At 65.2% G+C, this 12332-nt stretch carries 6 protein-coding genes; 4 read left to right on the forward strand and 2 right to left on the reverse strand.

What is annotated here, in order from left to right; translation table 11 throughout:
• Positions 1 to 296: 296 nt before the first annotated feature.
• From Q0C64_RS11370 to Q0C64_RS11385, 4 genes are all read left to right on the forward strand, one after another.
• On the forward strand, positions 297 to 4628 hold the full coding sequence (locus Q0C64_RS11370; RefSeq protein WP_294123876.1) for a VCBS domain-containing protein: 4332 nt from the start codon (positions 297 to 299) through the stop codon (positions 4626 to 4628).
• Positions 4629 to 4709: 81 nt separating this feature from the next.
• The gene (locus tag Q0C64_RS11375; protein WP_294123878.1) at positions 4710 to 5498 is read left to right on the forward strand and encodes a hypothetical protein; all 789 of its coding nucleotides are present in this window, start codon (positions 4710 to 4712) and stop codon (positions 5496 to 5498) included.
• Complete coding sequence (locus Q0C64_RS11380) at positions 5395 to 6954, forward strand: DNA polymerase Y family protein (protein ID WP_294123880.1); 1560 nt, start codon at positions 5395 to 5397, stop codon at positions 6952 to 6954. The genes Q0C64_RS11375 and Q0C64_RS11380 overlap by 104 nt, the downstream gene beginning before the upstream one ends.
• Positions 6951 to 10211, forward strand: coding sequence for an error-prone DNA polymerase (locus tag Q0C64_RS11385; RefSeq protein ID WP_294123882.1), 3261 nt, complete (start codon positions 6951 to 6953; stop codon positions 10209 to 10211). The genes Q0C64_RS11380 and Q0C64_RS11385 overlap by 4 nt, the downstream gene beginning before the upstream one ends.
• Before the next feature lie 86 nt (positions 10212 to 10297).
• On the opposite strand, the gene Q0C64_RS11390 is transcribed toward Q0C64_RS11385, so the two are convergent.
• Both Q0C64_RS11390 and Q0C64_RS11395 read right to left on the reverse strand, forming a co-directional pair.
• Positions 10298 to 11473 carry an acetyl-CoA C-acetyltransferase gene (locus Q0C64_RS11390; RefSeq protein WP_294123884.1) on the reverse strand — a complete coding sequence of 392 codons (1176 nt, stop codon included), beginning with the start codon at positions 11471 to 11473 and terminating at the stop codon, positions 10298 to 10300.
• Positions 11473 to 12270: a class I mannose-6-phosphate isomerase gene (locus Q0C64_RS11395; RefSeq protein ID WP_294123886.1), complete on the reverse strand. Its 798-nt coding sequence runs from the start codon at positions 12268 to 12270 to the stop codon at positions 11473 to 11475. The genes Q0C64_RS11390 and Q0C64_RS11395 overlap by 1 nt, the downstream gene beginning before the upstream one ends.
• Positions 12271 to 12332: the final 62 nt, after the last annotated feature.

A 12332-nucleotide genomic window follows, 5' to 3' on the forward strand; every position in this document is an offset into this window, starting at 1 on the left:
CTCACCAACTCCAGCGCCGATACATTTGCGTTCGGCAATCCGTATCGCGTTCGCGCCATACCGCAGCACACGCCGATCAAGCCGCTGACCGTTGGCGTCACCCTGGGCCGGAAGTTTTGAGCGGCCGATGGAGCTGCAACGCGACTGCAGTTTCCAATTTTGGGACAAGTCGGGAAGTAAGTACTTGGCCCTTCGCGTAAATTGAAACATAGTTAACTGTTTGTAAACGAGTCGAAGTGGGGGCGACTCGAGCTGCGCGTCTGGACAACGCGCCTGTAACTTTGGGGGACGGACAAATGGCTACGCAAACTACGGGCGGCGGCTCGACCACGTCGTTTACCAACACGCCGCAGGCGAAAGACGACAATTACGCCTTTCTTGAAGATCTGCTTCGCAGCAATTCGACCCTCTACAATACCGCCACCAACACCATCTTGCTGGATGTCATGTCGAACGACCTTGGCGGCAACGCCAAGTCATTGTTTTCGGTCGAGGACGGTGACGGCAATCCAATCACCGCCGATTTCGACCTTCTCGCCAAGGACGTGAACGCTGCCGGGGTGTCAGCCTGGGAACGGACACTTGGCGGCAACTGGGTTCGCATCAACAATGGCAAGATTGAATACCGGATCGATAATGGCTCGGGCGACCCCGAGCAGGCGCTCGACGTCAATTCGCTGAACGCCGGGCAAATTTTCTCCGACCAGTTCGTCTACGCCATCCGCCTCGGCAACGGCACGCTCAGCGAAGCCACGGTCAAGATCAACATCACCGGCGCCAACGACCAGGCATCGATTGCCGTATTTGGTGCCAGCGACAATTGCGTGATCGAAGCCGGTGGCGCGGCCAACACCATTGCCGGCGATCCCAGCGCCGGCGGCACGCTGAAGGTGACGGACGCCGACGCTGGCCAAGACAAGTTCCAGCCTCCCGCGGCGTCCGCGCTCAACGGCACCTATGGCAGCTTCAACTTCGATTCCAACACAGGCGTCTGGACCTACACGCTCGATAATGGCCGGCCAGCAACCGAGGCCTTGGCCCAGGGCCAGTCGAAGACCGAGTCCCTGGTTGTCACGTCACTTGATGGCACTGCCAGCTACACCATCAATGTAACCGTCAAGGGCACCAACGATGGTCCGGTGGCTTATGCGGACACCGGCAGTGCCGGCGAGAATGAGACCAAGGCGTTCGATGTGGTGGCCAACGACACCGACGTCGACGACGGCCATGTCCTCTCTCTGTTCTCGATCGACGGGGTGACGGTCGACGGCGGCGCGGCGAGCCTGGCCGAGGCCGGGGCGTTCTCGATCGTCGGGGGTGAGGTCCAGTTCACGCCGGGCAGTGCGTTCGACCATCTGGCTGAGGGTGCCACGGCGACGGTGGTGGTCAGCTACACGGTCCATGACGAGTGGGGGGCGGCCTCGTCCTCGAGCCTGACCCTGACCGTGACCGGCACCAACGATGGTCCGACGCTGGCGCCGGTAACTTCGGGGTCAATTTCCGAGATCGACCAGTCATCCGCAACCAGCTCGTCCGGCCTGTCGGGAACGCTGGTGGGTGCCGACGTCGACGTCGAAACGCTTACCTACGGGGTCGTCGGAGGGACGGTTTCGGCCGGTGTCTCAACGCTGGTCAATGCGTACGGCACGCTGACGGTCAACACGTCGACAGGCGCCTATCTGTTCACGCCCAATGCGGCGGCGATCGAGGCGCTAGACAGCGGCGAGAACCCGGTGCTCAACTTCACCATGACGGTGAGCGATGGGGACGGCCCGACCGTCAACCAGACCTACACGGTCAACCTCACCGGCGCCGACGATGCGCCGACGCTGGCGGTGGTGACGTCGGGATCGATCGCCGAGATTGACCAGTCATCCGCAACCAGCTCGTCCGGCCTGTCGGGAACGCTGATTGGCAGCGATGTCGACGTCGAGACTCTGACGTACGGCGTCCAGGGTGGCACGGTCGCCGCCGGCTTCTCCACGCTGACGGGAACCTACGGCACGCTGTCCGTCAATGTCGCGACCGGCGCCTATCAGTTCACGCCTGATGCGGCGGCGATCGAAGGGCTCGATGTGGGCGAGAATCCGGTGCTCAGCTTCACCATGACGGTGAGCGACGGTGATGCTCCGCTGGGGACGCAGAGCTACACCATCAACCTGACGGGCGCGGACGACACACCGACCCTGGCGCCGGTCGCGTCTGGCTCGATCGCGGAAGTGCCGAACAGCACGTCGACGACCACAAGCGGGCTGTCGGGAACGCTCGTCGGCAGTGACGTCGACGTCGAGACGCTAACTTATGGGATCAGCGGCGGGACTGTCGCGGCCGGCTTCTCCACGTTGGCGGGGACCTACGGCACGCTGTCCGTAAATATCTCGACGGGTGCCTATACCTACACGCCCAACTCGCCGGCGATCGAAGCACTAAACGCGGGGCAGAATCCGTCGGATGTGTTCACCATGACGGTGAGCGACGGCGACGCGCCGCTTGGGACGCAGACCTATACGGTGAATATCACGGGGGCGGATGACAACGTCGGGCCAACCGCAAACAACGATGCTTGGGTTCTCTCAGATTCAACGCTTTTGCCGGCGAATACGATCACGCCGGCGTGGTTCCTCAACAACGACACCGATCCGGATAGTCCAACGCTGTTCGTAACGGCCGTGGCTGGCCTGCCCGCCGGTATGGTCGCGAACTTCGACGGCAGCGGACATCTGACGAGCATCACCGGGACAACGCCGGCGGCGGGGTCGTACACGCTGAATTATACCGTCTCAGATGGCTCCAATACGTCGACAGCCTCGGTGACGATGACGGTTTTGGATACCACAAACTCTGGAACCGATAACTTCACGCTCGACGGAAACGACTTCTCCTACGTCGATCTGCTGTCCGGCGCTGACATTATCAATGGCGACGTCATTCTGACCGGGAATGCAGGAAAGGACATCTTTGTCGGCAGCAATGGCAACGACCAACTGAACGGCGGTGCGGGAGACGACCAGCTATTCGGCGGTGGCAACGATGACACGCTGAACGGCGGCACGGGCAACGACATTCTCGACGGAGGAAACAACGTCGACACGCTCAACGGCGGTGCCGGAAACGATACGCTGACCGGCGGCGGAGGCAACGATACCTTTGTGCTCGACAGTTCCGCGGCAGCCGACATCGACACGATAACCGACTATTCTTCAGGTGATACGATCGACATCAGGACGCTGTTGAGCGTTCCAACAGGCACCAACGTTATCACGGGGGGCTTCCTTCGTGTCACGACAACGGGCTTGATTCAGATCGACACCAACGGTGCTGCTGTTGGCGGCCAGGTCTGGACCACGGTTGGCAACGTCAACACGGGCGCTGGCCCCTACGCAATTACGTACCTGCTTAATGGCGTGGCGACGACCGTAAGTGTCACAGCATCCGCGCCCCCCATCGCGCTCGATCTCGACGGCGACGGGCAGGTCAGCTTCCTCGCTGCCGATGCCGGAGCGCACTTCGATTATGGTGGCGGCACGGTGGCGACGGCCTGGGTCGCGGCCAATGACGGCATATTGGTGCGCGACGCCAATGGCGACGGGCAAATCAGCTCCGACGAGATTGTGTTCGCGACCAGCGGCAGCGACCTCGAGGGTCTGGCGCGTTATGACAGCAATGGCGACGGCCAGCTGTCAGCGGCGGATGCGGATTTCGCGCAGTTCGGTGTCTGGCAGGATGCCGATGGCGACGGCCAGGTCGATGCCGGCGAGCTGCAGTCGCTGACCGCGCACAGCATCGCCAGCATCTCGCTCTCCAGCGATGGCGTCGGCTATTCGGCGGCGGGCGGCGATGTGCAGGTGGTCGGCACCGGCAGTTTCACGCGGACCGACGGCTCGACCGGCGTGCTGGCCGACGCCGTGTTCGCGACCGGCGCTCGCGTCGAGCAAGACGCGCGCCTGGTCGGTGTGTCCGACAATAACGCGGTGCTGTTCGCCGCGGTCGCCGCGGCGGGGGTTGCCGCTTCGGCGGCTGCCGCGGCGCAAACCGACGGCGACGAAGTCCATGGCGAGACCCAGGTCGAATCCGGCCAGCCTGCGGCAGTTGCTCATGTCGACGCGGCGGCGGTGCCCGCTCCGGATGCAGCCCAGCTTCTGGTGGCGACCGGCGAGGCGGCGCAGCAGTCTGCGTCCGATCATGATGGCGGCCATGGCGCCGGTGAACCGGTCGAGACCAACCATTCGCTTACCGGATCGGAAATGGCGGTGGCGGTCGAACCCGACGCGCTGCCGCAAGGGTCCGAATCAAATGCTGGCGGACCTTTGCTCGCGGCGCCGGCCATGGTCGCGCTGCCTGCAGCGGAGGTTTTGGCCGCGGCGCTGGCTGATGATGGTCATGGCCAGGGCGTCGATGCAAAGGTTGTCAGCCTCGTCGCGGAGGCGCTGAGCGACGGTAGCCACGGGCAGGCGATCGACGCCTTGCTCGATGCCGCACTGCCGGCGAGCGCAAGCATGGCGCAATCGTTCGCCGGGGCGGGCGTTGACCATTTCGCGATGGCGCCGGCATTCGGCGACTTCTCCATCGATCATATCTTGATGGGGCATGTTGGATTGATCCACGCGGACGCCTTGCCGGTGGTCTAGTCGGGGTCACCTGCCGGCCCCGCGCGGCTGCTTGACTCTTTTCGAACCGAAGCGCACCTGAGAACAAATCAGGAACAAATGATGCGCGAGTCGGTTGATTCTCTTGCCGTGATCAGGCGAAATCTGGCCTCGATTGCCGGGGGCAGGCTGCTGTCCGCCGACCGGCGGGTGACGACCGGGCATATGGCGCTCGACGCCGCGCTGGACGGCGGTTTGGCGCGCGGCCGGGTGCATGAGTTGTTCGCTGCAGAGCCCGCGGACGGACCGAGCGCGGCCGGCTTCGCGGCGATGCTGGCGCTGAGGGCGGCCGGCCGGCCGGCACCGATCTTCTGGCTGCGCAGCGACAAGGCCGAACGGCATGGCGGTTCCATCTATGCTCCCGGCCTGATTGCCCTGGGCGGCGAGCCGGACGCGCTGGTGTTGGGGATCGCTCCGGACACCAAGGGGCTGCTCAAAACCGCGGCCGATGCGGCGCGCTGCCCCGGCCTCAAGGCGCTGGTGGTCGAATGCTGGGGCAAATGCCCCGAGCTCGACCTTACCGCCAGCCGCCGGCTGGCGCTGGCCGCCGAGCAATCGGGCGTGACGCTGCTGCTGCTCAGGCTGGAGGCGGAGCCCTTGCCCAGCGCGGCCGACACGCGCTGGTCGGTCGGTGCGGCACCGTCGCTTGCCCTGGAGGCCAATGCGCCCGGGCCGCCGATATTCGAAATCGAATTGCTGCGCCGTCGCGCCGGGCCTTCGGGCATGCGCTGGCGCCTGGAGTGGGATCGTGACCAAATCATCTTCCGCGAGCCGGCGCATATTGGCGCTGTGGTTTCCCTTCCTGCCGGCCGACCGGCTGCGGCGTCAGCCGAATTGCGGCTTAGCGCCTGAGGTTCCGCTTACCTTCACCCGCAAGGTGAAAGGCGCGCTGCGCCTGGCGGCGGTCGACCAGGCGGCGCGCTCGCAGGGGCTGGAACAGGGCATGGCGCTGGCCGATGCCCGGGCGCGGGTGCCGCTGCTGGAAGCGGTCGAACATGACGAGGCGGTCGACCGGGCGTGGCTCGAACGACTGGCCGATGGCTGCATTCGCTACACGCCGATGGTCGCGCTGGATCCGCCTGACGGGCTGATCCTCGATGTCACCGGCTGTACGCATCTGCTCGGCGGGGAACGCGGGCTGGCGGCCGATGTCGAGGCGCGCATGGCCGCGCTTCGAATGACGATCCGGCTGGCCTTCGCCGATACGCCCAGGGCGGCCCATGCCCTGGTTCGATACCAGGCCGTGCCCGCCAGGGACGAAGCGGCGGCGGTCCGGCGATTGCCGGTGGCGGCGCTGGAGCTGGCGCCGGAGGCAAGCAAAGGGCTGCTTCGCGCCGGGCTCAAGACGGTCGGCGAACTGGCCAGGCGGCCGATGAGCGCCATCGCCGCCCGCTTTGGGAGCGAGGCGGTCACCGCGCTCCGCGAAATGCTGGGGGAGGCCGCCAGGCCGATCGAGCCGCGCATCGCCGTCAGCCCGATCCTTGCCGAGCGGCGCTTCGCCGAGCCGGTGGCGCGGACCGATTATGCGATTGCCGTGCTGGGCGAACTGGCCGCCGACGCCGCCTGGCAGCTGGAACAGAGGCACGAAGGCGGACGGCGGTTCGAGGCCTTTTTCTTCCGCAGCGACGGACTGGTCCGCCCGCTCATGATCGAGACCAGCCAGCCGAGCCGCGATCCGGCGCTGATCATCCGGCTGATGAACGAACGGATCGAGGGGCTAAGCGATCCGATCGATCCCGGCTTCGGTTTCGACCTCATCCGCCTGGCCGTCCCGGTCACCGAGCCGCTGGCGGTCACGCAGCTAGGCCTGGAGGGCGGCGCGGCGAAGGAAGCCCAGGTCGCGGCTCTGATCGACCAGCTCAGCACCCGCCTGGGGCGCGGCCGGGTCCAGCGCTTCACTGCCCGCGACACTCATATTCCCGAACAGATGCAGCTCGCCTTGCCAGCGGTCGAGCTCGGGGAGCCCAGTGCTTCCTGGCCCAAGCCGGCGCCGGGCGAGCCGCCGCTCCGCCCGCTCCATTTGTTCGACCCGCCGCAACCGATCGAGGTCACGGCCCTTGTCCCCGACGGCCCGCCGCGCCGCTTCCGCTGGCGCCGCAAGGATCACTTCATCAAGCGGTTCGAGGGGCCGGAGCGGATCGCGTCCGAATGGTGGAAGCGCAAGGACGGCGCAGTCGATAAGGCCGGCCTGACCCGCGACTATTATCGCATTGAGGATGCGCGCGGCCGCCGCTTCTGGGTCTTCCGCCACGGCCTGTTCGACGAGAAGCCGCGGCCCCAATGGTATCTCCATGGGCTGTTTGCATGAGGCCCCTCCACCATGCTGCGCATGGTCCCCCTCCCCGAGCAAAGCTCAGGGAGGAATTTGCCGAGCTCGTTGCCGCGACCAATTACAGCTTCCTGCGTGGCGCCTCGCACCCGTCTGACATGGTCGGCCGGGCACTGGAGCTGGGCATGGCCGGGATCGGCATTGCCGACCGCAACAGCGTTGCCGGCGTGGTCCGCGCCTGGTCCGCGCTCAATGATAGTTGCGAAGAGCTTGGCGTAGATCCCAAGGGCATCGACTTCCGGCTGATTGTCGGCGCGCGGCTGATATTCACCGACGCGACCCCGGAAATTATCGCCTATCCGGCGACGCGCCGGGGCTGGGGCCGGCTGACCCGGCTGCTGACCATCGGCAACCGGCGCGCGGAGAAGGGCGACTGCATCCTCCATTTCGCCGACCTTCTCGCTCATGCCGAGGATCTGTTGCTGATTGTCATGGCCGAAGAAGCCCACGAATTCCTGTTGCGCCGCCTGGCCGACACGCGTCCCGGATCGGTGTGGCTGGGGGCGTCGATGCCGCATCAGGGCAGCGACCGCCGCCGGCTGGCGAGACTCAATCGGATCGCGGAGCGGACGCAAGTGCCGCTGCTGGCGACCAACGATGCGCTTTATGCCTCGCCCGACGACCGGCCGTTGCACGATGTGGTGACCTGCATTCGCGAAGGCGTGACGATCCAGTCCGCCGGACGCCTGCTCGCGGCCAACGCCGAACGGCATTTGAAATCGCCGGAGGAAATGGCGCGGCTGTTCCGCGATTGCCCGGAAGCGGTTGAGGAAAGCATGCGCTTCCTCTCCCGCATCCACTTCAGGCTCGACGAGCTGCGTTACGAATATCCGCACGAGCCGGTGCCCGACGACTGGACCCCGCAAAACTGGCTCGAGCATCTGGTGATGAGCGAAGCCAACCGTCGCTTCCCCGGCGGCCTGCCGCCCAAATGGCAAAAGGTGCTGGACGAGGAATTCGGCCTGATCCGCAAATGCCAGTACGCCAATTATTTCCTCACGGTTCACGACATCGTGCGTTTTGCCCGCGCGCAGGACCCGCCGATCCTCTGCCAGGGCCGTGGCTCTGCCGCCAATTCGCTGGTCTGCTATCTGCTCGGCATCACGCCGATCGACCCGGTCGAGAATAATCTCCTGTTCACCCGCTTCCTGTCCGAGGAGCGCCGCGAGCCGCCCGATATCGACGTCGATTTCGAGCATGAGCGGCGCGAGGAAGTGATGCAATATGTCTATCAGCGCTACGGCCGCGAGCGCGCCGGCATTGCCGCGACCGTCATCCATTACCGTTCGCGCAGCACGGTGCGTGAGGCCGGCAAGGCGCTCGGCCTGTCGGAAGATGTCACTGCCCGCCTTGCCGGGACCATCTGGGGCAGCTTCGAAAATGATTTGGAGGAAGATCGCTATGGCGAGGCCGGGCTGGCGCTCGCCAATCCGGAAATTGCGCGGCTGAAGGCGGTCGTCGACCGGCTGATCCAATTTCCTCGGCATTTGTCGCAGCATGTCGGCGGCTATGTGCTGACCGAAGGGCGACTCGACGAGATCGTCCCGATCCACAATGCGGCGATGAAGGATCGCACCTTCATCGAATGGGACAAGGACGACATCGACGCGCTCGGCCTGATGAAGGTCGATGTGCTGGCGCTCGGCATGCTGACCTGTATCCGCAAGAGCTTCGACCTGATGCGGCTGCACGGGCTTGGCGACTGGCAACTCGATACTGTCCCGCCCGAAGATCCGGCGGTCTACGACATGCTCTGCCAGGGCGACAGCATCGGTGTGTTCCAGGTCGAAAGCCGCGCGCAGATCAACATGCTGCCGAGGCTGAAACCGCGCTGCTTCTATGATCTGGTGATCGAGGTCGCGCTGGTTCGCCCTGGGCCGATCGAAGGCGACATGGTCCACCCTTATCTCCGCCGCCGCAACGGCGAGGAGAAGGCCGAGCTTCCTTCACCCGGCCTGCCGCACCCGCCGGGCGAACTGCAGGAAGTGCTTGGCCGGACGTTCGGCGTGCCCTTGTTCCAGGAACAGGCGATGAAGATCGCCATCGTCGCCGCAGGTTTCACGCCTGATGAGGCCAATGGCCTCCGCCGCGCCATGGCCACCTTCCGCAATGTCGGCACCATCCATCGCTATGAAGCGAAGATGGTCGAGGGGATGGTCCGCCGCGGCTACCAGCGCGACTTTGCGGAGCGCTGCTACAACCAGATCAAGGGCTTCGGCAGCTATGGCTTTCCCGAAAGCCATGCGCAGGCGTTTGCCAAGCTGGTTTACGTCTCGGCCTGGCTGAAATGCCATCATCCGGCGGTGTTCACCTGCGCGCTTTTGAACTCGCAACCGATGGGTTTCTACGCACCGGCCCAGCTGGTCCGCGATGCACGCGAGCATGGGGTCAAGGTGCTTCCCCCCGACATCAACGCCAGTGAATATGACAATCTGATCGAGCGCCAGGAGGATGGCGGCCACGCCATCCGGCTCGGCTTCCGCCAGGTCGACGGTTTCCGCAAGGAATGGGCGGAGAAGCTGGTCTCGGCGCGGGGCGGCGGCTTCACCCAGGTCGAGCAACTAACCCAGCGCGCCGGGCTGCCGTCGCGGGCGCTGCATTTGCTGGCCGATGCCGATGCCTTCGCTTCGATCGCCCTCAACCGGCGCGACGCTTTATGGGAAGCGCGCCGTACGCCGCAGGGCGTGCTGCCCTTGTTCGCTCATGCCGAGGCGGCCGAGCTGGGCGAGGAAGCGGATGCCGCGCTTCCGGCGATGCCGCTGCCGGAAGAAGTGGTGACCGACTACCAGGTCACCCGCCTGTCGCTGAAGGGCCATCCGATGCAGTTCCTGCGCGCGACCTTCGAACGCGAAAGCGTGCTCAACTGCGCCAATACGTCGAAGGCACGGAACGGACGGATCGTGCGGGTCGCCGGAGTCGTGCTGATCCGCCAGCGGCCGGGCAAGGGCAATGCCCTGTTCCTCACGCTGGAGGACGAGAGCGGGATCACCAACGTGCTGCTATGGGCGCGCGATTTCGAACGCTACCGGCGCGAGGTGATGGCCGCCCGGCTGATGGAGGTCGAAGGCGAAATCCAGCGCAGCAAGGAAGGTGTGATGCACCTCATCGCCCGGCGCGTGTTTGACCGCAGTGGATTGCTGGGGAGGCTTACAGATGGAGAGCTGCCATCGGAGCCCCAGAGGCATGCCCACCCTCGCAACGTCCGAATTCTACCCGCTTCCCGAGACTTCCATTAGCAGTTCACCGGCGAAGGCCGGGGCCCAGTCCGCTGCCGAAGGCAGCGCCTGCGGCGCTGGTCTGGGCCCCGGCCTTCGCAGGAGAACTATAAAGCTTCGACAATCGTCACATTGGCGATGCCGCCGCCCTCGCACATCGTCTGCAGCCCGTACTTCTTGCCGCGCGCGCGAAGCGCATGGACCAGCGTCGCCATCAACTTTGTGCCGCTGGCGCCAAGCGGATGGCCAAGTGCGATAGCGCCGCCATTGACGTTGAGCCTGCCCGGATCCGCATCGAGCTCATTCAGCCAGGCGAGCGGCACCGGAGCGAACGCTTCATTGACCTCGTAAAGGTCGATTTCATTGAGCTTGCGGCCGGACCGTTCCAGCGCCCGGCGCGTCGCCGGGATCGGCTCCTGCAGCATGATCACCGGATCGCCTGCGGTGACGGTCAGATTGTCGATCCGCGCGAGCGGGGTCAGTCCGTGCCGCTTTAGCGCAGCTTCCGAAACCACCAGCACGCCCGACGCACCGTCGCACACCTGGCTGGCATTGCCGGCGGTGATCATGCCGTCCGGCGCGACGGTCTTGAGCTCGCCCAGCGCCTCCAGGCTGGCGTCGGCGCGAATACCTTCGTCGCGGTCGTGGCGGCGCGCCTTGCCCTCCTTGTCGAGCCCTTCGACGATGACGATTTCGCGTTCGAAGGCTTCATTATCTGCCGCCGCCGCTGCCTTGCGGTGGCTGGAAAGGGCAAATTGATCGAGCTCCGTGCGCGTGAAGCCATAGATTTGCGCCATCATCTCGGCGCCGGTGAACTGGCTGAACTGGTCGACGCCATAGCGGCCTTTGATCGATTGCGGCCAAGGGCCGATACCGATGCCGGCCTGCATCGGCAGGATTACCGGAGTCCCCATCGGCACCCGCGTCATGCTCTCGACCCCGGCGGCGATCACCACATCCTGGGTCCCGCTCATCACTGCCTGGGCGGCAAAATGCAGTGCCTGTTGCGAAGACCCGCACTGCCGGTCGATGCTGACCGCGGGAACGCTGTCGGGAAGGTCCGATGCCAGCACCATGTTGCGGCCAATGTGAAAGCTTTGCTCGCCGACCTGGCTGACGCAGCCGGCGATGACATCTTCGATCGCTGCCGGGTCGATCCCGCTGCGGACTACCAATGCATCGAGCACCGCCGCGCCGAGGTCGGCCGGGTGCCATTCGCGTAGTGCCCCGCCACGCCGGCCACCGGCGGTTCGCAGTGCCTCGACGATATAGGCCTCGGCCATCAGCTTCCCCTTGTCTCCGTCGACCAGGCAAGCACGAACCTGCCCTCGCTGGTCAAACTCCTCGCTGTCCCGCTGTCAATCAGCGCGCATTCCCCGGGCTTAAGCTCCCCTACGGGCGCATCGATCGGCAGCAGCTGCACGTCGCGGATCAGCAACGGCAGCTCGGGTGCAGCGCCGGCGCACCAGGCGACACCGAAATGCGGCCCGCCGACCAGGACACGGCTCTGCTCGCCGACATGGGTGTCGAGCGCATGATGGTGCGGCATGGCTCGAACCACGTCCACAGCTTCTTCAGGATGCAGTTTCCGTGGCCGTCCATAATCATAGAGCCGATAGGTGAGGTCGATAGCCTGCTGGATTTCCAGCACGGTCAGCCCCGGCCCGATGGCGTGAATGGTGCCGGCCGGATTGTAGATGAAGTCGCCCGCCCTGGGCCGCCGCCAGTCGATCAGGTCAACGATCGAGCCATCGCGCGCTGCCGCCATCACTTCGTCGGGCGATAGGTCGCGGACCGTCCCGATGCCCAATTCGGCGTCCTTGTCGGCGTCGAGGATAATCCAGCACTCGTCCTTGCCGCGTGCATGTCCGCGCTCATGTGCCGCGATGTCGTCCGGGTGGACCTGGACCGACAGTCGCTCGGTCGTGAACAGATATTTGACCATCACGTCGAGCGGCCGGTCCGCCGGCGGCTCGAACCAGATTTCGCCGACCTGCCGCTTGGGGTCGACATGGAAGCGTGGATCGATGCCCTTCCGGCCCCATGGCTTGTCGACGATGCGGGTGGCGAGCCGTTGCACTATCGGCTCATCGCCGTGCCGCCCGGCTTTGGCAAGCGGCGCGGCTTGCGCTAGGGCGGCGA

Origin of the sequence: Sphingomonas sp. (genome assembly GCF_023266535.1) — a bacterium.
Taxonomy (GTDB): Bacteria; Pseudomonadota; Alphaproteobacteria; order Sphingomonadales; family Sphingomonadaceae; genus Sphingomicrobium.